This window comes from Kibdelosporangium phytohabitans (assembly GCF_001302585.1).
Classification (GTDB): Bacteria; Actinomycetota; Actinomycetes; order Mycobacteriales; family Pseudonocardiaceae; genus Kibdelosporangium; species Kibdelosporangium phytohabitans.
Map to the genome: position 1 here is coordinate 11,143,030 of NZ_CP012752.1, position 19,754 is coordinate 11,162,783.

Here is a 19,754-nt window from a genome sequence, read left to right on the forward strand (position 1 = left end):
GCCGCCCTACTTCTTGACCTCGAAGAAGTCCAGTTTGACGATCTTCCACTTGCCGTCGACGTGGCGCATGTCCATGGCGAACTGGGTCGGGCCGCCGGACGGCTGCTTGTCCGCGCGGGTCCCGATCTGGTCGGCGAACACGAGCACCCTGGCCTCGTCACCGGAGAACCGGACCACACCGACGCTGACGGGGGTGACGACCACCTGGAGCTTCTGGTTCTGGATGTCGGCTTCGAGCGCCTTCATCGACTTGTCGTACTGGTCGACTGCCTCGCCGACCAGGTACTCCTTGGCACGCTTGGTGGCGGCGGGCATGTCGTCGAACTTGTAGGACAGCACCGCGGTCACGGCTGTGTTGGCGGCACCGACGATGTCCTTGGTCGAGTTGACGTCCGACAACGCGTCGTTCCCGACGCCTGTCCTGGCGTCGCTGAGGTTCTGCATGAACCAGACGCCCAGGCCGCCGATCAACAGGGCCACGACCACCAGAATCGCCGGGACCAGCAGCTTCAGCCGTGGCGGTGTCTCTTCGCCGACCGCCTCCGCGACGACGTCGTCGTCGGTTTCCGCTGTCGTGTCGGGCTCGGGCTCGGTTTCGGTTTCGACGGGCGCTGCGACGGCTTCCGGTTCGGGGTCCTTCGTGCGCGGCACGGTGACACGGCGCCGCGGCGTGGGACGGACCTCTTCCTCGAGCTTCTCGGTCGTCTCGGCCTCGCCGGCACCGTGGCCGTTGGCCTGCGGCTCCCCGATCACGGGGACGTCGAACGCCGGCGCGGCCGGGCCCTCGTCGGTGTGCGTGTCCGCGAACGTGTCGGTGTACGAGTCGCTGTGCGTGTCCTCAGCCTGGTCAGCGCGCCGGTGCAGGCCCGCTACCTTGGGCCGCCGGGTCGGCGGGGTAGCTGGACGGCGACGAGGAGGTGGCACAGTCGATGTCCTTCCGAATCACTGCTGGGCGGCGGAGTACGGGACCTGGCGCAGAGCGTTGACCTTCCAGCCGTTGTCGGTCTGGTCCAGCGCTGCCTCGATCCGCAGCCGCTTGGTGGTCGGGGCCTTGTCGCTCTCCTTCACCGTCGTGTCGACGACGACCATGATGGTGGCGACCTTCTTCTGCAGGTTCACGTCGGTCACCGCGGTCTCCCTGACCGCCGCCGTCGTGACCACTTTGGCGTCCCTGATCCGCTTCTTGAAGTCTTCCTGGTTCTTGGCGTAGTCGTCGTGCACCGAACCCGTGGACACGTCGAGGAACCGCTGGTAGGTCGCGTCGACGTCGGTGAAGTCCAGCGACGTCAGCGTGGCGACCGCGGCCGAACCCGCGGTGGAGACCTCTTCGCGGGTCTTGCGGACGTCCGCGCTCTCCCCGCTCGCACTCGCCCACCAGACGCCGAACACCGCCGCGAACGCGGCCGCGACCACCACCAGCGCGATCGAGCCGAACAGCAGGTTGCGGTTGGTCATGACCCTCCCAGCGTCTGGAGCATCGTCAGCGGGCCCTGCGGGATCGGCTGGCCGAGGAAGCCGATCAAGCCGGAGCTCTGGTCGGCCAGCTGCTGCCCGCCGCGTCCCGCGTTGGCCGCGATCTGCGCCTGCGACGGGGCCGCGACCTTACCGCCGAACGGGGCGTTCTGCGAGCCCCGGACGCTGATCGGGCTGCCGAGCGGTTCGGCGCAGTACGCCTTCTCGTTCGTCGCGATCGGCGAGGTGTCGTCACCGGGACGGCGTTTGGTGGCCTCGTAGCCCTTCACGCACGGCGGCGGGTTGAACAGGTTCAGCGCGAGGCCGAGGTGCGCGGTGCCGTCGCCCGGCGCCACGGAACGCGCGCCCGCCGCGACACCCGGGTACGCCACGAACATCAGCTCGAGCCCGTCGTTGCGGGTGACCAGGATGTTCGCCGTGGTCAGCAGGTTGGCCAGGACCACGCTGAGGCCGGAGCCGGATTCCCGCAGCAGGCCGGTGACCTGCTCGGCGGCCTGCGGGGTGACGGCGATCAGCTTGCGGATGTCGCCGTCGGAGTTCTTGAGCTGCTCGTTGAGCTGCGCGAGGCTGGTGGAGAACGACTTGATGTTGCCCGACTGCGCGTTCTGGGTGTCCAGCACGACACCGGAGTTGCGCAGCAGCTCGATCGTCTGCGGCAGGTTCTCCCGTGCGGCCTTGGTGAACTGGCCGGTCGAGTCGAGCAGCTGGGACAGGTCCGGCCCGGTGCCCGTGAACGCCTTGTCGAGTTCGTCGACGACGGTCTTGAGCGACTCGGTCGGCACCGACACGACCAGGTCGTCCAGGTCGCGCAGGACCTTGTCGGTCGACAACGGCGTCTCGGTGTGCTCGGCCGCGATCACCGAGTCACCCGACAGGTACGGGCTGGAGTCCTTGCGCGGCTGCAGGTCCACGAACTGCTCGCCGACCGCGGACCGGTTGGCCACGACCGCTTTCAGGTCGGCGGGGATCCGCGGCGCGTCCGGCGTGATCTCCAGGTCGACCTCGATGCCGTCGCGGGTCAGGTGGATCTCGCCGACGCGGCCGACCTGCACGCCGCGGTAGGTCACCTCGGCGTTGGTGAAGATGCCGCCGGAGTCGGCCAGCCGGAGTTTCACCGTGTAGCCCTCGTGGCCGAAGACCTTGCCGATGTCGGTGAACCGGAACAGCGCGTACACCACCGCGACGACCGCGATCACGAAGAACGCGACGATCTGCAGCCTCGTCCGCCTGGTCAGCATCGCTGGCCTCCCAGAATCGAGCCGAGCAGGCCACCGGCGGAGTTGCCGGTGCAGGTGGACCTGGGGGTGCCGGGCTGGTTGCCGCCGCCGAGGTCGGGCACGCCGAGCGGTGGCGGCGCACCCGGCTGGACGCCTTCCTGGCCGGTGGTCAGCTGGCCGAGCAGCGGGATGTCCTTCAACGGGTTCTGCCTGCTGCGGCTGAGGTTGTTGAGGATCTCGCCGAGGTTCAGGTCGATCTTGGCGTACAGGTTGACGTAGTCGCCCTTGACCGCGGGCACCGCCGAGTCCGGGAACGGGAAGCTGAGCAGCAGCTCCAGCGACTTCGGCAGGCTCGCGCCCGCCTCGCTGAGCTTCTGCAGCGCCGGCGTGAGCGCCTTGAGGTCGGCGACCAGGTTGGCCTTGCTCTTGTTGACGGTGTCGACCGTGACGGCCGAGAGCTGGTCGAGGTTCTGCAGCATGGTGACCAGCTGCGGCCGTTGCTCGGACAGCACCTGCAGGCCGGGCCCGATCTCGTCGATCACCTTGGCGATCTTGTCCTTCTGCCCGTCGAGTGTCCTGGACAGCTTGGCCAGCCCGTCGAGCGCCTTGGTGATGTCACCGCGCCGGGCGTCCAAGTCGGACACGAGCTTGTTCGTGTTGGTCAGCAACGCCTTCAGCTGCGGCTCGTTGCCGTCCGCGACCTGGTTGAGCTCGTCGGCGATCGTGCGCAACTGGTCGACGCCACCGCCGTTGAGCAGCATCGACAACGCGCCGAGGACCTCTTCGACCTCGGTGTTGCGGTTGGTGCGGTCCAGTCCGATGTACGCGCCGCCGGCGAGCTTGCCCTGTTCCTTGCCGGGCTGCGGCGCGGTCAGTTCGACGTACTTCTCACCGAGCAGGCTCGACTGGCGCAGCCGGGCGAGCGAGTTGCCCGGCAGGTCGATGTCGCCGCGCACGCTCATGGTGACCTCGGCCGTCCAGCCGTCCGGGGCGAGCGTGATCGCCTCGACCCGGCCGACCGCGACCTCGTTGACCTTCACGCCGGACTGCGGCACCAGGTCGAGCACGTCCCGGAACTGCGCTTTCACCGTGTACGGGCGGTCGCCGAGATCGGCGCCACCGGGCAACGGCAGGTCGTAGATGCCTTCGAAGCTGCATGAGGTGAGCGCCAGCGCGCTCACGCAAGCCAGTGCGGCGTGACGCAACCTCATCGCCCACCACCCAGCGGAACCGGGAGCGGCGGCACGAACCCGTTGTCGTACGCGCTGATCACCTGCGCGACCGACGGGATTCCCTTGAGCAGCGGCGCGACCTGCTTGCACGCGTCCGACAGCAGCGGCGGGATCCCTTTCGGGGTGGCCTGTTCCAGCAGCTTGCAGACCATCACGATCGGCGGCTGGGTCAACTCGTTGAGGTTCGAGCGCGCGTCCAGGGTGCCCGCGGATGCGTTGTACGAGCCGAAGATGTTGCTCAGCGCCAGCGGGGCGATGTCGAGCGTCTCGGCGAGCGCGGCCCGCTGGTCGACGAGCACCTGCGTGATCCCAGCCAACTTGTCCACATTGGACTTCAGGCGGTCCCTGTTGTCCCTGATGAACGCCTGCACCTGCTCGAGCGCACCGGCCAGCTGCTGCACGGACTGGGCGAGGTTGCCGCGCTCGGCGGCGAGGAACCCGCTGACGTCGGCCAGCTGCTGGGAGAACTGCCTGACCTGCTGGTCGCTCGCGGCCAGCGTGCCGGTGAACTTGTTCAGGCTGTCCACTGTGGAGAACAGCTGTTCCTGGCTGCCGGACAGGGTTCTGGCCGCCTGGCCGAGCTGCTTGATCGTGTCGTGGGTGGCCTGGCCGTTGCCCTGGAGGTTCTTGGCCAACGTGTCCAGCAGGTCCGACAACGCGCCGTCCTTGTTGGCGCCGTTCGGGCCGAGCGTGGTGCTCACGCGGTTGAGGCTCTTGTACAGATCGTCGACCTCGAGCGGAGTCGCCGTGCGGTTGCGGGGAATCGTCGCGCCCGAGTTCATCTGCGGCCCGGCGACGTACGCCGGGGCCAGCTGCACGTACCGGTCGCTGACCAGCGAAGGGGCGACGACGACGGCGCTGGCGTCCATCGGGAGCGCCCGGTCGCGATCCACCAGCAGCTCGACCTTGACCTGGTCGCCCTGCGGCTCGACCTTGTCGACTGTGCCGACCGCGACACCGAGCACACGCACCTCGTTGCCCTCGTACAAGCCGACCGCGCCACCGAAGAACGCCGTGATGCGCTTGCTGCCGCTGTCGGACAACACCCACCACAACACCGCGGCGGCGGCGAGGCCAAGCACGCAAGCGATCGCCACACCACGTCCGAGGTCGCGCCCCTGGCGCGTTTTGAACGTCATGGCGTGCACCCCTGTGGGTTGATCGGACCGACCGACGGCGGCAGCAGCCCGCAGATGTAGTTGTCGAACCAGCGGCCGTTGCCGATGGTGTTGTTGAACTGGCGGACGAACGGCGCGAACTTCTCGATGCCCTTGGCCAGGCTGTCCTGGTTGCGCTGCAGCATCGCGGTGAACTGGTCCAGCTGCGCCAGCACCGGGTCGAGCTGCTTGGAGTTGTCCTCCACCAGGCCCTTGAGCTCGGCCGAGAGCTTCTTCGTGCCGTCGAGCAATGAGCTGATCGCCTGCTTGCGCCTGCGGACCTCGTCGAGCAGCTTGTTGCCGTCGGCCAGCAGCTTGGCCACCTCGGCGTCCCGGTCGGCGAGCGTCTTGGAGATCTGCGCGGTGTTGCCCAGCAGCTGCGCGAGCTGCTCGTCGCGGCTGGAGATCGTCTTGGACAACGCCGACAGACCGTCCAGCGCGCCCTTCACGTTGTCCGGGGTGTCGGCGAAGGTCTGCGACAGCACCTCGAAGCTCTTGGCCAGCCGCGGCGTGTCGATCGCGTCGACCGTCTCGGCCAGCCCGCGGAACGCCTCGAGCACGTCGTACGGAGCCACTGTGCGGTTGCGCGGGATCGGCTTGCCCGGGTCGAGCGTGCCGCTGCCGTCCGGCTCCAACGCGACGTACTTCTGCCCCAGCAGCGTCTTGATCTTGATGGCCGCCCTGGTCCGGTCACCCATCCAGGCGTCCTTGACCTTGAAGGAGACCAGCACCGAGTCGCCGTCCAGGTCGACGTCGGTGACCTTGCCGACCTTCACACCGGCGATCCGGACCTCGTCGGTCGCCTTGATCCCGGCCGCCTCGGAGAACTGCGCCTGGTACGTGGTGCCGCCGCCGATGATCGGCAGGTCGTCGGAGTACACCGCGGCCAGCAGCGCCAGCGCGATCACCACGAGACCGGTGACGCCGATCGTGATCGGGTTGCGGGAGCGGAACGACTTCATCCTTTGCACCTCGGCTGGGTGACCGGCGCGACCGGGATGGTGATCGGCTCGGTGATCAACGGCGGCAACGCCACCGAACCGGACGCCGAGCAGAGGTAGAAGTTGAACCAGGAGCCGTAGCTGGCCGTGCGGGTCAGCGCCTCCACCTTGGTCGGCAGGAACTTCACGAAGTGCTCGACGATCTGCTCGGAGTCGTTGAGGTTCTTGGTGAGCGTGCCCAGCGCCGCGATGTCGTTCCTGAGCGGCTCACGGGCCTCGTTGAGCAGCCCGGACGTGGTGCCCGCCAGCCCGGACAGCGCCTGGATGGCGTCACCGATCGGCTTGCGGTCCGCGGCCAGCCCGGACACCAGCTGCTGCAACTGCACGACGAGGTCGCTCAGCTGCTGGCCGCGGGCGTTCACCGTCTCCAGCAGGCTGTTGAGGTTGGTGATCACCTCGCCGATCACCACGTCCTTGTCGGCGATCGTCTTGGTCAGCGACGCCGTGTGCGACAGCAGCGACTCGACCGTGCCGCCTTCGCCCTGCAGGACCTGGATGATCTCGTAGGACAGCTTGTTCACGTCATCCGGCGAAAGCGCGCGGAACAACGGCTTGAAACCGTTGAACAGCTCGGTCAGGTCCAGTGCGGGCCTGGTGCGGTCCAACGGGATCGTGGCGCCCGGCGCGAGCAGCCCGCTGCCGGTGCCCTGGGTCAGCGCGATGTAGCGCTGGCCGACCAGGTTGCGGAACTTGATCGTCGCGGTCACCCCGGCGGGCAGCTTGCGCCCGGCGTCGACCGAGAACGTCACCTCGGCCTGCTTGCGGTCGGCGATCGCGACTTCCTCGACCTGCCCGACCCGGACACCCGCGATGCGCACGTCGTCACCGGGCAACAAGGACGTCACGTCGACGAACCTGGCCGAATAGGTGTTGGTGGAGCTCAGGTTCGTGTTCGCGATGCTGATCGCCAGCACAGCGGTCGCCACCACGGTGACCACGATGAACAGCGTCAGCTTGATCATCGGTCCGGTGAGGCTCTTCATTTGGCAGTCACCTCCGCTCCGCGGAACACCGGGGCGGCGAGGAACGCCGTCCACCCCTGCACCTGTTCGGGCTGCACACCGAGCTTGCCCGCCATCATCGCGGCCACGAAGTCCTGCTCGGTCGGCGTGTTCGCCAGGCCGAAACCACCGGCCGACGACGGGAACGTCGCGTTGCCGATGTTCCCCGGCGGCAACAGGCCGTCCTGCGCCGGGCGGGAGTTCGGCGGCTTGCTCGACCCGTCGCGCAGCGGACCGTCCGGCGGATGCTGCGGGAACGGATCCGGCGCCTGCTGCAGGTCGTAGCAGCGCGGCCCGCGGTGCTCCTCGTAGCGGGGCTCGTCCTTGCCCGGCTTGTACGGGCCGCGGTTGACCGTGATCTCGATCGTCGCGTGCAGACCGGGCTCGTTGGTACCCTTGCCGAACGCCTTGTCCAGATCGGGCACCAGATCGGCCATCTGCTTGAGGAAGCACGGGTACGACGGCGCGTACTTGGCCAGCACCTCGAGCGTCGGCCGGGACGTCGCGGCGAACTGGATCAGGTTGTTCTTGTTCACCGCGAGGAACGTCCGCAGGTCCGTGCCCGCCGTCGTCACGCTCGCGTACAAATTGGACAGGTTGGTGCGCTGCTCGGCGATCGTCTTCGACGTCACGGTCAGGTCCGTGAGCGCCTGCGCCAGTTGCGGCGTCGCCTCGCTGTACGTGTCGGAGAACTTCACCAGCGCCTGCAGGTCGTGCTGCAGCTGCGGCACGTGCGGCGCCAGCTCACCGACGTACTGGCCGAGCTCGGACAGCGTCTCGCCGAGCGGTTTGCCGCGGCCTTCCAGCGCGGTGGAGATCGCGGTCAGCGTGCTCGACAGCTTCTGCGGCTGAACCGCTTGCAGCACGGGCAGCAGGTCGTTGAGGGCCTTCTCGACCTCGATCGCGGGCGCCGAGGTGTCCTGTTTGATCTGATCCCCCGCGCGCAGTGTCCGCGCCGACGCCTGCTGCGGGATCTGCAGCGACACGTAGCGTTCGCCGAACAGCGTCTTCGGCAGGAACCGCGCGGAGACGTTGTCCGGGATCAGGTCCACTTTGTCCGGCTCGAGCGCCAGGGTCAGCTCGGCGCCGCGCGCGGTCGGCGTGATCTTCTCGACCGAACCGACGATCAGCCCGCGCACCTTCACGTCCGAGCGCTGCTGCAGCTGGTTGCCGACCTTGTCGGTGGTCAGCACGACGTTCACCGTCGAGGTGAACGAGCGGTTGAAGAACGCGACGCTGAGCACCACGAAGCCGACCAGCATCGAGATGAACAGCAGGCCGAGCAGCCTCCTTCGCAGTGTCGTCATCCAGCGATCCTCACAGTGGTCGTGGTGCCCCAGATCGCCAGGCTCAGGAAGAAGTCGAGCAGCGTGACCGAGACGATCGTGGTCCGCACCGCGCGGCCGACGGCCACACCGACACCGGCGGGGCCGCCGCTGGCGCGGTAGCCGTAGTAGCAGTGCGTCAGGATGATCACCACGGCGAAGATCAGCACCTTGCCGAAGGACCAGAACACGTCCTGCGGCGGCAGGAACAAGTCGAAGTAGTGGTCGTACGTGCCGGCGGACTGGCCGTAGAAGTACACCGTGATCGTCCGTGAGGCCACATAGGACGACAACAAACCGATGATGTACAAGGGGATGACCGCGATGAACCCGGCCATGATCCGGGTCGTGACCAGGTACGGCAACGACGGCACACCGATCACTTCGAGCGCGTCGATCTCCTCGGAGATCCGCATCGCGCCGAGCTGGGCGGTGAACCCGGACCCGACCGTGGCGGACAACGCCAGGCCCGCGACCAGCGGCGCGATCTCACGTGTGTTGAAGTACGCGGAGACGAACCCGGCGAACGCGGCCGTGCCGATCTGGTTGAGCGCGGCGTACCCTTGCAGGCCGACGACGGTGCCGACGAACAGCGTCAGGCCGAGCATCACGCCGATCGTGCCGCCGATGACCGCGAGCGCACCGCTGCCGAAGCTCACCTCGGCCAGCAGCCGCATGGTCTCGCGCATGTACCGCGTGGCCGTCGCCGGGATCCACGCCAGAGCCCTGGCGTAGAACGACATCTGGTCGCCCGCGCGGTCGAGCATCTCCAGCGGCTTGCGGAGCTGGTCCCTGACTGCCATGTCTCAGCTCCCCTTCGCCGGCACGACCGTCAGGTACACGGTGGTCAGCACGAAGTTCACGAAGAACAGCAGCAGGAACGTGATGACGACCGACTGGTTGACCGCGTCACCGACACCCTTCGGGCCGGGCGACGGGTTGAGGCCGCGGTAGCAGGCGACCACACCGGCGATGAAGCCGAAGATCAACGCCTTGATCTCGCTGATCCACAGGTCCGGCAGCTGCGCGAGCGCGGAGAAGCCAGCGAGATAAGCACCGGGCGTGCCGCCCTGGAGGATGACGTTGAAGAAGTAACCGCCGAGCACACCGACAACGCTGACCAGGCCGTTGAGCAGAACGGCGACGAGCATCGACGCGAGCACCCGCGGCACGACGAGGCGCTGCACGGCGGACACGCCGAGCACCTCCATCGCGTCGATCTCCTCGCGGATGGTCCGCGCACCGATGTCCGCGCACATGGCCGAGCCACCGGCGCCGGCCACGAGCAGCGCCGTCACCAGCGGCGCCGCCTGCTGGATGATCGCGAGCACGCTCGCGGCACCCATGAACGACTGCGCGCCGAGCTGCGTGACCAGCGAACCCAGCTGCAGCGCGATGACCGCGCCGAACGGGATCGCGACCAGCGCGGTCGGCAGGATCGAGACGCTCGCGATGAACCAGGACTGCTGGATGAACTCGCGGAACTGGAACGGTCGCTGGAAGAACCCGCGCACGACGTCAAGACCGAGAGCGAACATCCGGCCGGTCTCACGAAGCGCGCCAGCACCAGGGAATGACGACCTGGTGGAGCGAACGGTCACGCGCCACCACCCGGACCTTGCTGGTGGGGCGGACGCCACGGCGACTGCGGGATCTCGGCGACACCGCTGAGGTCACCCTGGAAACGCTCGCCGGCCTGCGGCGGCCGGGGCGCCGGTGACGGCCGGTGCCCAGCCGGGACAGTCGCAGCCGCGGTCGCGGTCGCCATGTGCGGGCGGACGCCGTACCGCTGCTGGTCCTCGGGCGTGAGGCTCTCGATGATGCTCTCCTGCGCGGCGGGGGGAAGCGAGTGCAGGATGCTCATCACCCGGTCCTTGCGGCGCCGGACACCCATCCGCTCCGGCAGGCCGGGCGTCGGCTGCAGTTGCGGGACGACTCCGGTCAGCTCTTCGGCGGACCCGTCGTGGTGGCCCGAGTCGGCCAGCTCCTGCTCGGCGGCGAGCGTGGCCACGTCCTTCTCCTCGGACATGCCGATCGGACCGAACCGGCTGCCGTTGAGGAACTGCTGCACAGCGGGCTCGTCGGACGTCAGCAACACCTCGCGCGGCCCGAACATGACCAGCTCGCGGCGGTAGAGCATGCCGAGGTTGTCCGGCACGGTACGAGCCAGGTTGATGTTGTGCGTGACGATCAGGATGGTGGCGTCGACCTGGGCGTTCAGGTCGATCAGCAGCTGGCTGATGTACGCGGTGCGGACGGGGTCGAGGCCGGAGTCCGGCTCGTCGCACAGGATGATCTCGGGGTCGAGCACGAGGGCACGGGCCAGCCCGGCGCGCTTGCGCATACCGCCGGAGATCTCACCGGGGAGCTTCTTCTCCGCGCCGGCGAGACCGACCATGTCCATCTTCTCGAGGACGATCCGCTTGATCTCGGTCTCGGACTTGCGGGTGTGCTCACGCAGCGGGAAGGCCACGTTGTCGTACAGGTTCATGGAGCCGAACAGCGCGCCGTCCTGGAACAGGACGCCGAACAGCTTGCGGGTCTCGTAGAGCCTGCTCTCCGAGCAGGAGACGACGTCGACCCCGTTGACCACGCACTTGCCACGGTCGGGCTTGAGCAAGCCGATCATGGACTTGAGGAAGACGGACTTACCAGTACCCGACGGGCCGAGCATCACGCTGACCTCGCCGGGAGGCAGGGTCAAGGTGACATCCCGCCAGATGGTCTGCCGCCCGAAGGACTTGGTGAGACCCTCGACCACCACTTCGGCGCCCATCGATCCTCCCGAGCTCGCGTTCCCTGCTTCACCAACGAGCGGAGCTCGCCGGGGTTACTGCCTGGTACAGCGGACGCCGACATGAGCCACCTGGACCTGCACCCTAGACCAGTCGGGCCAACGCGGCGTATTGGCTACGAACGAAGCTGTGCGTAGCGATACTGCCTGGATACCGTCGGTTGTCATCCCTGCAACGGACGGAGTACGAACATGGCCAACCGTCTGGTGGCGTTACTGAGCGGAGTCCTGGTAGCGGGAGTCGTCATGGCGACGCCCGCGAACGCGAGCGGCACACTGACCGGAGTGCCGTCGTACGTGGGCAGCGGTATCCAGGACCCCGCACTCGTCGGTGCGGACCCGGTGGCACCGGGTCACAAGATCGAGGGCTTCAGCGGAGTGGGCATCCAGTCGATCATCGGCCCGGACAACCGGGTGCGGGTGAACCCGACGACGAACTTCCCGGCCCGCGCGACGGTGCTGATCACCCGCACGTCCGGAGGAACAGAACGCCAGCACTGCACCGGCTGGATGTTCGGAGCCTCCCTCGTGCTGACAGCGGGGCACTGCGTGTGGAGCGGCTCGGCGTTCTACGAAGGCCTCCGCTTCTACCCGGGCTACAACGGCACCACAGCGCCGTACGGCTCCTGCACAGCAACAACCCTGCGCGTGAGCAACGGCTACCGAAACAACGGCTCAGCTGACGAGGACTACGGCGGCGCGAAGCTGAACTGCACAATCGGCAACACGGTCGGTTGGTACGGCGCGTACGCGACGACAGCGTCGTTGAACGGCACCGCAACCACGATCCAGGGCTACGGCGGCGACAAGAACAAGCAGCAGTGGCTGTCAACGGACCAGATCCGGACATCAGGTGCCCTGCGGCTGTACTACCAGAACGACACCGTCGGCGGTAACAGCGGCAGTGCCGTCGCAACCAACCGCCCAGCCGGATCAGCGGGCTGTGAAGGCTGGTGCTCACTGGCGTTCCACGCCTACGGCGGCTCCCAGAACAGCGGAGCCAGGATCACCGCATCCCGGCTGACCGAGGTCACCGGCTGGCGGTAAGCAGCGAGATCGACTGTCCTGGCGTCCCCTGCCCGATCACCGGGCAGGGGACGCTGGTGTCAGACGGCGCACTCATCACGAGGTATGCGGCATGAGTGCGGTACCGAGGAACACACCTGCGGCGAAGGACCAGACGGCCAAAAGGACAAGGGCGCGGAGCGAGCAAAAGATCTTCATCGACAACCTTCCCGGAGTTCGGGTGTCGTCACGGGGCTGACGGCATCCTGGTTCGCGCTGGTGAGCCGCTGCCGTGCGGGTGCCCCGGCCGCCCACAGATTCGTGGACGGCCGGAGCGGCGCGGGCACCGTCGGGCGAGGGCTTCTCTCCAGGCTCGGCGAGTCCACCGGCCCGGCCTGTCTCCCCATCAGCCGAGCCGGTCCGCTGTGCCTGGTCCGCTTCGCCGTACGGCGTGGCTCCCGCGCTGGCCGGGGGCCGGGATCCGGTCCTGTCAGCCGTGATGGCGGGCCGGGCGCCGCCACGAGATCGAGCCCGGGTACGACGTCTTCAGCCGAACCGCGGGGTAGGACGGGTATTCCGGAGCCAGGCCGGGGTGGGTGATGAAGTCGTTGGTATGGGCGGATTCGCGCCTGTTCCGTCTGCTGACACGGCCGGCGGCGTAGCCGGCTGCCAAACCCAGCGGCAGCAGGACGAACACGACGATCTGCATCCACACGGCAAACATCGGACATTCTCCTTGATGGCTAGCACGGGCTGTGGCGAGCCTTTGCGGCTGGATCTCGGCGCCTGGTGCGCTGGTTCGCCTGGGACGACCGCTCGGTCCCTTCGCAACCGAGCGTGACAACCCCGCACTCTATTCGAGTTCTATGCGCTTGAGAAGGCTCATATTCGAAATCTATGCAGATTCTATTCCCGGCGCGGTAGGATGATCTGTCCGTCGCGCCGAGCCCGGAGAGCAGGTCATGTCCGTCTCACCCAGCCCTGATTCCGACCGCGCCCGACTCGCCGCGGCACTCCGGAAGATCCGCGCCGCGACCGGGATGTCGGGCAACCGGTTCGCCCAGCAGCTGGACTGGCCGCAGTCCAGGGTGTCCAAGATCGAAACCGGGGCGCAGTTCCCGACGGACGACGACATCACGGCCTGGCTCGAGGCCGCCGACGCCGCCGCCGAACACGACGCCGTGACCGAGCTGCTCGTCCGCGCAAGGGTGGAGGCGGTGTCGTTCCGCCAAGCTTTCAAGGACCAGGGCGGCGCCGTGGCCAACCAGCGGATGTGGCTGGAACGCAACCGACGCGCAACCACGATCACCCAGTTCCACCCCGCACTGATCCCGGGTCTGCTGCAGACCGCCGCCTACGCGCGGGAAATCGTCGCACTCCCCACCGGGCCCGCGGACTTGGCAGACGCCCCGCCGGAAGACGTGGAGCAGATGGTGGCCGTGCGCATCGAACGGCAGGAGGTGCTCTACGACCCCGGCAAGACCGTGTCGCTGGTGATCGGGGAGGCCGCGTTGTGGACCCGCTTCGGTAGCGTCGAAACCCAGCTCGGGCAGTTGGACCGGCTCCGCGCCCTCATCGGGGTGCGCTCGGTCGACCTGCGGATCCTGCCCTTCGCCAACCCCATGCCGGTCCCTCCGCTGAACGGATTCCTGATCCTCGACGGCAGCTTCGTGAGCGTGGAGAACCTGACAGGCAGAGTCCAGTTCGCCGACCCGGACGAGGTCGCCGTCTACCAGCGCCTCTTCGGCCACCTCCATGCCGCCGCCTTGGCCGGTGACGCAGCGGTGGAACTGATCCAACGGGTAGCGCGGCAGCTGACCGGCTCCACGTCCTGACCAGTCGATCAGGAAGCCATGCCACAGGTCCCGCACCGCGGATGCGGCTGGTCCAGAACGGTGACGAAGGCATGGTCCAGCGTCACCAGGTTGTACCCGTGCTGACAGTTCACCCGCAGCCTCGGCACTCCGGTGATCAGGCTCATCACCGCGTGCGCGACCAGGTTGCCGACCACACCGGCCGTGACGGCGTTCGCGGCATGCACCAGAGGCCCAGCTTGGTCGCGCCCCCACACCGCCACCTGCGGCCGCAGCGCCTTGCGATCCACTTCCGCAGCGCGAGCACACTCGAAACACGGCCCCGTGCCCGGCCGGTACAAGCCGATATCGGCCTGCGGACCGTGATAGACGCCGTACACCCAAGGTGTCCCTGTCACAGCACACACCTGGTTGCTCCAAATCCGGATCCCGGGCTCGTCGGCGCACATCACCAGAACGTCGCACCCGGTGAGCAGCGCCCGCAGTGACACCGGCCCTTCGACCCTGGTCGGCTCCCCGGTGACGGCGATGTCCGAGTTCGCGGCACGCAGCCGTTCGACCGCCACCTCCACCTTGAGCCGCCCCAGATCCAGCTCCGTGTACAGGATCTGGCGATTGAGGTTGGACAGCTCGACCACGTCCGGATCGACGCAGTGCACATGCCCCACGCCGGACAACGCCAGCGCGAGAGCCGCGGTGCAGCCGACTCCGCCGACACCGACCACCACCACGCTGGCCTGCGACATCCGGGACTGGAACTCCCAGCTGGAACCCCGCCGCGTGCGATCCACCCAGCGGTTGAGCAGCATGCCGCGGCCGTAGCGCTCCCGTTGCCGAGCACTCACGGCGGTGTCCGCCGGTTCGTCCGCGTCCTCGACGTAGCCCATGTCAGCCAGCAGGTCGATGTCCGCCCTGATCTCGGCGACCAGCAGGCCGGGGAAGAGCTGGACCAGGTCGGCGACCACCTGGTCCACCGTGCGCGTGCCGTCGAGAAGTTCCAGCAACGCCCACACGCCGCCGTCCGGATCCCTGATCTCGGCGGCGACACCGAAGACGTCACCGCCGATTCGGACCCACCCGTCACCGAACCGGACCGGGCGGTGCTCGCTCTTGATTCGTGGTCGCACCGGAACTTCCCTCCCTCTGCCGTCAACTCCCGCTTTCGTCGCTGTAGGAGTGGTCCGACGCGCTCTCGCGGTCGACCATCACGATCTCGATCATTGCCCGCCACCTCCTTCCACGTGGGAGTCCAACTGACACCCCGGCAGAACCACCCACCCAACAATCAACCTGTCTCACGATGTAGACTGCCAGTTCGACTGATACCCAAAATGTAGAGCTCCACATTGTGGCAGTCCAGACTCCACTCGTGTGGTATGTGGAGCTTCTCTTTGGGCTATGCGGGTGACTCAGTCACCAACCGCGATGCACTGGAGGAGGCAGGGACTTTCGTGGTCACCGTGAACCCCACCGCCGTCAAGCGCTGGATCGCGCTCGAGATGAAGCGCCTCCGGGAGGCCAGTGGCCACGACCGCTCGGCCGCGGCAGAGCGCATCGGCAAGGCCACCACCGTCATCGCGCACATCGAAACCGCGCGGAACTTGCCCGCTCCCGCAGACCTGGAGCTCCTGCTCGCCCTTTACGGCGTACCGGATCGCGTGCAGCTCTTTCGCGAAATGGTCAAGAGGGCGAAGCGTGGCAAGGATTGGTGGATCGGGTACAAGTTCAAGTTCGAAACCGTCGGCATGTCCGAGCTGTTCCTGGCTTTGGAAACGGGTTCCGCACGAATCAGCAGCGCGGACATGCTTGTTGTGCCTGGCTTGTTCCAAACCCGTGACTACGCTTTGGGAATCAACCAGAGCGGTGAGCGCCGCTTGACCGACGAGCAGATCGCGGCGTGGCTCGAGTTACGGATGACACGGCAGCAAATGCTGGATCGCAGCGATGCCCCACCCCGAGTGTGGTCAATCTTGGACGAGGGTGTCCTGCGCCGCCAGGTAGGTGGTCCTGCCGTGATGCGCGAACAGTTGCATCACTTGGCCGAACTGGCCGAGCGACCGAACATCGAAATCCAGGTGCTGCCCTTCAGCGCAGGGGCCCATCCAGCCACCGATGGCACTTTCACCATTTTCGACTATCCTCCTGAGTTCATCGGAGACACCGGCACTGTTTATATCGAGGGCCGGCATCAACCCAGCTACTACGAGAGCCCCGAGGAGGTGCGTGATTACCGGAACATCTTCGAGCGCCTGCAGATCCAGGCGCACAAGCCGGACCAGTCACGGGAATTCATCCTCAGCCTCGCGAAGGAGATTCGTGAACACTGACACTGCTCGCCTTGCTCTGACCGATGCGGCCGGCTGGCGGAAATCAAGTCGCTCAGCCTGGCAAAATGGATGCGTCGAGCTCAACGGCTCCATCTCCGGCTACATGGGGGTAAGGGATTCGAAACTGGGCGCGGACAGTCCCGTCCTCGTCTTCAACCTTGCCGAGATGCAAGCATTCCTCGGCCGGGTGAAGAACGGCTGACGGAGCCACTCTGCCAGTGCCTTGCTGGATGGTCACAGCATCGTCCGGCAAGGCACTCGAGCCTGCCCACACGGTGGGCCAGTAAGCCTAGGTGGCCAGACGGTCACACTGGCCGCTCTTGACCCGGAACAGCAGCGCCCGCATCCCGGAACGATCGAGGACGAGAACCGGACTGTCCGCGCCGAGTTTCGAATCCCGCACCCCGACGTACTCCGAGGCAGAGGTGTTGACTTCCACGCAGTTCTGCAGACCGGTGCTGTAGCTCGACGTCCGCCAGCTGGCGCAGGAGAGGAGACCTGCCCGGTGTGCGTCAGATTCCATGGGAGTTCCTTTCGAAGGGCTCATGCTGAAGCTGCTGCCGCCGCCTCGACCCGCCGTGGCGGCCTGTAGCCGACCAAACCCCGCATCCCTCTATAGAAGGTACCGCCACAGGTCTGCCGATACTTGCCACCAGACGACGGTGATTGGCAGACAACGCCTGGACGGGCCAATCGTGGTCCAACTGGCCGCCGGCGGCCGGGGAACTGGCGCCGCGGCGTTCACCGGGCGGGCAGTCAGGACATACGAAAAGGGCCGCCCCGTGCGCAGGGCGGCCCTCTTCGGGTCTTGCTTCGCGGCTCAGGCCGCGGTGATCACTTGAGGGTGATCTTGGCGCCGACGGCCTCGAGCTTCTCCTTGGCGGCCTCGGCGGCCTCCTTGGCGACCTTCTCCAGGACCGGCTTCGGGGCGCTCTCGACGAGCTCCTTGGCCTCCTTCAGGCCCAGGCCCGAGACGACCTCGCGGACGACCTTGATGACCTGGATCTTCTTGTCACCGGCCGACTCGAGGACGACGTCGAACTCGTCCTGCTCCTCAGCCTCGGCCGGGGCAGCGCCCCCGCCGACGGGGCCGGCGGCAACGGCGACCGGAGCGGCGGCCTTGACGTCGAAGACCTCTTCGAACTGCTTCACGAAGTCCGACAGCTCGAGCAGCGTCATCTCCTTGAACGCGTCGAGCAGCTCGTCGGTGCTGAGCTTCGCCATTTTGGCGGCTCCTTTCTTCTCAACCAAGCGGGTGGGGGTGAACTTCAGCTCTCGGCGGGAGCCTCTGCTGCCTTCTTCTCCTGCAGCGCGGCGGCCAGGCGGGCGACCTGCGTGGCCGGGGCGGCGAACAGCCCGGCGGCCTTGGCGAGGTTGCCCTTCATCGCGCCCGCCAGCTTGGCGAGCAGTACCTCACGGCTTTCCAGGTCAGCGATCTGCGCGACCTCTTCGACAGAGAGCGCGCGGCCTTCCATGTAGCCGCCCTTGATGACCAGGCCTTTGTTGTCCTTCGCGAAATCGCGGAGTGCCTTGGCCGCGTCGACGGGCTCGCCGTCGACGAACGTGATCGCCGTCGGACCCTCGAACAGGCCGTCGAGGCCCTGCACTCCGGCATCCTTGGCGGCCAGCTTGACCAGGGTGTTCTTCGCGACACGGTAAGACGCGTTGGTGCCGAGAGCGCGGCGCAGCGTGGTGAGCTGCGACACGGAGAGGCCGCTGTACTGCGTGACGACGGCAGCCGAGCTGGTGCGGAACTTGTCCGCGATCTCGGCGACTGCGGCCACCTTGTCCGGCTTCGCCATGTTCGCCTCCTCTCTGGGCTACGACCGCTCGTGCTCCAGCCCGGAAAAGACGAAACGCCCGGCACGCAAGGGCACGGGCGTAAGAAAGAAGTTCTCAGCTCGTTCCTCCTGCGCGGGCCACCCTTGCGGGATCTTCATCTTCACGGGGGAAGAGACCAGCGGTCTTCGGTAGAACGAGCACAACGATACGGGACACGAAGCTGCCTCTCCAAATCGCCCCCGGCATGATGGTGGGCGTGGCCGAAGACGAGCGCCCCAACCACCCGGCTCCCTACAACCCGGTGAACCCCCCACCGGCCCCGGTCGACCCCGAACAGCAGCGCCAGTTCGAGCAGTTCCAGCAGTTCCAGCAGTTCATGAAGTTCCAGGAGTCGCAGGGCCAGCTCACGCCTGCCGCACCACCGCCGCGCAAGAAGCCGACCTGGCAGAAGGTCCTGTTCAGCAAGGCCTTCCGCAAGCTGGTGCTGTACGCGTTGGTGGTCATCGGCCTGTTCTGGGCCTACAACCACTACTTCGGTCCCGAGCCGGACGACAACACCGTGCAGGGTGGCGCCGGGCCCGGTTCGGTGCGGGATCCCGGCCGTGAACCCGGCAGGCCGAACGAGGTGATGGACACGCTGTACCGGAGCATCTCGCTCGGTCAGCCGAAGATCGCCTGCTACCTGTTCACCAAGGAGGCCGAGGCCGCGTTCGCCAGCAACTTCGAGGCGCCGGACTGCACGGCCGCGGTCGCCAAGCTCCAGCCGCAGGTGTCCGCGCTGACCGGCGTGCCGAGGATCGACACGTCCGGGAAGAAGCTCATCGAGGTGGATTCCTGCACGCTGCGGGTCAAGCCGGGCACCACGTCGCTGGGCACGTTCACGTTCACGCCGTTCGGCAGTGCGTGGATCATCTCCGGCCACCAGCCCAAGGACTGCGCCACCACGTCCACCACGTCGCCTCCGACGACGGTCAGCTCCCGCTAGGTTTCCGCCGTGACCGAACCGCCTGTCCTGACCGGCACGAGAACTGCCTACGACGCCGTCGCGCCGCTTTACGCCGAGCTCTTCAGCGGCGTCCTCGCCACTCTGCCGCTGGAACGCGGGCTGCTCGCGGCGTTCGCCGAACTCGTGCCGGCCGGACCGGTCGCCGACATCGGCTGCGGGCCCGGCCATGTGACGGCGCACCTGCACGCCCTGGGGCTGACCGCGTTCGGTATCGACTGTCGCCCGAGATGGTCGCCATCGCCCGCCGGGCCCATCCGGATCTGCGGTTCGACGTGGGGTCGATGACCGAGCTGGACCTCGCCGACGGTGCCGTCGGCGGCATTCTCGCGTTCTACTCGATCATCCACGCGCCACCGCGGCTGCTGCCTGCGGTGTTCAGTGAATTCCAGCGGGTGCTGGCGCCGGGGGGCCACCTGCTGCTCGGGTTCTTCGCCGGAGACGACCCGGTGCCGCAGGAGTTCGGCCACAAGGTCACGCCCGCCTACCGGTGGGCGCCCGACAGCCTGATGGACCTGTTGCGCCAGAGCGGTTTCGTCGAGGTCGGGCGGTTGCGGCGCGAGCCGTACGACGGTGAACGGTTCCACCAGGCCCAGCTGCTGGTTCGCAAGGAGTCCTGACCG

Annotated in this window: 21 protein-coding genes and 1 pseudogene; 6 read left to right on the plus strand and 16 right to left on the minus strand. The window is 67.3% G+C overall.

Going from position 1 to position 19,754, the window contains the following annotated elements; genetic code table 11:
* Positions 1-6: 6 nt before the first annotated feature.
* From AOZ06_RS49925 to AOZ06_RS49975, 11 genes are read right to left on the minus strand one after another with little or no spacing between them, the layout of a single operon-like run.
* A complete protein-coding gene (locus AOZ06_RS49925; RefSeq protein WP_054295797.1) occupies positions 7-924 on the minus strand; it encodes a hypothetical protein in 918 nt (305 codons plus the stop codon).
* Between the two features lie 18 nt (positions 925-942).
* Positions 943-1,455 (minus strand): hypothetical protein, encoded by a 513-nt coding sequence (locus AOZ06_RS49930; protein WP_054295798.1) that lies wholly within the window; start codon positions 1,453-1,455, stop codon positions 943-945.
* Positions 1,452-2,711 carry an MCE family protein gene (locus AOZ06_RS49935; RefSeq protein WP_054295799.1) on the minus strand — a complete coding sequence of 420 codons (1,260 nt, stop codon included), beginning with the start codon at positions 2,709-2,711 and terminating at the stop codon, positions 1,452-1,454. The genes AOZ06_RS49930 and AOZ06_RS49935 overlap by 4 nt, the downstream gene beginning before the upstream one ends.
* On the minus strand, positions 2,705-3,901 hold the full coding sequence (locus AOZ06_RS49940) for an MCE family protein (protein WP_054295800.1): 1,197 nt from the start codon (positions 3,899-3,901) through the stop codon (positions 2,705-2,707). Before AOZ06_RS49940 ends, AOZ06_RS49935 begins: the two co-directional genes overlap by 7 nt.
* Positions 3,898-5,061: an MCE family protein gene (locus tag AOZ06_RS49945; protein ID WP_054297494.1), complete on the minus strand. Its 1,164-nt coding sequence runs from the start codon at positions 5,059-5,061 to the stop codon at positions 3,898-3,900. The genes AOZ06_RS49940 and AOZ06_RS49945 overlap by 4 nt, the downstream gene beginning before the upstream one ends.
* A complete protein-coding gene (locus AOZ06_RS49950) occupies positions 5,058-6,041 on the minus strand; it encodes an MCE family protein (RefSeq protein WP_054295801.1) in 984 nt (327 codons plus the stop codon). The genes AOZ06_RS49945 and AOZ06_RS49950 overlap by 4 nt, the downstream gene beginning before the upstream one ends.
* Positions 6,038-7,063, minus strand: coding sequence for an MCE family protein (locus tag AOZ06_RS49955; protein WP_054295802.1), 1,026 nt, complete (start codon positions 7,061-7,063; stop codon positions 6,038-6,040). Before AOZ06_RS49955 ends, AOZ06_RS49950 begins: the two co-directional genes overlap by 4 nt.
* On the minus strand, positions 7,060-8,388 hold the full coding sequence (locus AOZ06_RS49960; RefSeq protein WP_054295803.1) for an MCE family protein: 1,329 nt from the start codon (positions 8,386-8,388) through the stop codon (positions 7,060-7,062). The genes AOZ06_RS49955 and AOZ06_RS49960 overlap by 4 nt, the downstream gene beginning before the upstream one ends.
* Entirely contained in the window at positions 8,385-9,209 is an 825-nt protein-coding gene (locus AOZ06_RS49965) for an MlaE family ABC transporter permease (RefSeq protein ID WP_054295804.1), read from the minus strand. Before AOZ06_RS49965 ends, AOZ06_RS49960 begins: the two co-directional genes overlap by 4 nt.
* Positions 9,210-9,212: 3 nt before the next feature.
* On the minus strand, positions 9,213-9,944 hold the full coding sequence (locus tag AOZ06_RS49970; RefSeq protein ID WP_083472461.1) for an MlaE family ABC transporter permease: 732 nt from the start codon (positions 9,942-9,944) through the stop codon (positions 9,213-9,215).
* Between the two features lie 59 nt (positions 9,945-10,003).
* Positions 10,004-11,182 carry an ABC transporter ATP-binding protein gene (locus AOZ06_RS49975; RefSeq protein ID WP_054295806.1) on the minus strand — a complete coding sequence of 393 codons (1,179 nt, stop codon included), beginning with the start codon at positions 11,180-11,182 and terminating at the stop codon, positions 10,004-10,006.
* A gap of 210 nt (positions 11,183-11,392) precedes the next feature.
* On the opposite strand from AOZ06_RS49975, the gene AOZ06_RS49980 reads away from it, so the two are divergent.
* Positions 11,393-12,247, plus strand: a complete 855-nt coding sequence (locus AOZ06_RS49980; protein ID WP_054295807.1) for a trypsin-like serine peptidase — start codon at positions 11,393-11,395, stop codon at positions 12,245-12,247.
* 448 nt (positions 12,248-12,695) lie between these two features.
* Here AOZ06_RS49980 and AOZ06_RS49985 read toward each other — a convergent pair whose 3' ends face one another.
* The gene (locus AOZ06_RS49985) at positions 12,696-12,929 is read right to left on the minus strand and encodes a hypothetical protein (RefSeq protein ID WP_054295808.1); all 234 of its coding nucleotides are present in this window, start codon (positions 12,927-12,929) and stop codon (positions 12,696-12,698) included.
* A gap of 238 nt (positions 12,930-13,167) precedes the next feature.
* Between AOZ06_RS49985 and AOZ06_RS49990 the strand changes: the two genes are divergently transcribed.
* Positions 13,168-14,040: a helix-turn-helix domain-containing protein gene (locus AOZ06_RS49990; RefSeq protein ID WP_054295809.1), complete on the plus strand. Its 873-nt coding sequence runs from the start codon at positions 13,168-13,170 to the stop codon at positions 14,038-14,040.
* Positions 14,041-14,048: 8 nt separating this feature from the next.
* On the opposite strand, the gene AOZ06_RS49995 is transcribed toward AOZ06_RS49990, so the two are convergent.
* Positions 14,049-15,146, minus strand: coding sequence for a ThiF family adenylyltransferase (locus AOZ06_RS49995; RefSeq protein ID WP_054295810.1), 1,098 nt, complete (start codon positions 15,144-15,146; stop codon positions 14,049-14,051).
* Between the two features lie 249 nt (positions 15,147-15,395).
* Here AOZ06_RS49995 and AOZ06_RS50000 point away from each other — a divergent pair, with 249 nt between their 5' ends.
* Both AOZ06_RS50000 and AOZ06_RS50005 read left to right on the plus strand, forming a co-directional pair.
* Positions 15,396-16,346: a helix-turn-helix domain-containing protein gene (locus AOZ06_RS50000; RefSeq protein ID WP_225953129.1), complete on the plus strand. Its 951-nt coding sequence runs from the start codon at positions 15,396-15,398 to the stop codon at positions 16,344-16,346.
* Positions 16,336-16,548, plus strand: coding sequence for a DUF397 domain-containing protein (locus AOZ06_RS50005; RefSeq protein ID WP_054295811.1), 213 nt, complete (start codon positions 16,336-16,338; stop codon positions 16,546-16,548). The genes AOZ06_RS50000 and AOZ06_RS50005 overlap by 11 nt, the downstream gene beginning before the upstream one ends.
* Positions 16,549-16,635: 87 nt before the next feature.
* On the opposite strand, the gene AOZ06_RS50010 is transcribed toward AOZ06_RS50005, so the two are convergent.
* The 3 genes from AOZ06_RS50010 to rplJ form a co-directional block, all read right to left on the minus strand.
* Positions 16,636-16,869: a DUF397 domain-containing protein gene (locus tag AOZ06_RS50010; RefSeq protein ID WP_054295812.1), complete on the minus strand. Its 234-nt coding sequence runs from the start codon at positions 16,867-16,869 to the stop codon at positions 16,636-16,638.
* Positions 16,870-17,180: 311 nt separating this feature from the next.
* Positions 17,181-17,570 carry a 50S ribosomal protein L7/L12 gene (rplL, locus tag AOZ06_RS50015; protein ID WP_054295813.1) on the minus strand — a complete coding sequence of 130 codons (390 nt, stop codon included), beginning with the start codon at positions 17,568-17,570 and terminating at the stop codon, positions 17,181-17,183.
* 44 nt (positions 17,571-17,614) lie between these two features.
* Positions 17,615-18,148, minus strand: coding sequence for a 50S ribosomal protein L10 (gene rplJ, locus AOZ06_RS50020; RefSeq protein ID WP_054295814.1), 534 nt, complete (start codon positions 18,146-18,148; stop codon positions 17,615-17,617).
* 236 nt (positions 18,149-18,384) lie between these two features.
* Here rplJ and AOZ06_RS50025 point away from each other — a divergent pair, with 236 nt between their 5' ends.
* Positions 18,385-19,113, plus strand: a complete 729-nt coding sequence (locus AOZ06_RS50025) for a hypothetical protein (protein WP_157233681.1) — start codon at positions 18,385-18,387, stop codon at positions 19,111-19,113.
* A gap of 9 nt (positions 19,114-19,122) precedes the next feature.
* Positions 19,123-19,751: pseudogene (locus AOZ06_RS62430) on the plus strand (class I SAM-dependent methyltransferase).
* Positions 19,752-19,754: the final 3 nt, after the last annotated feature.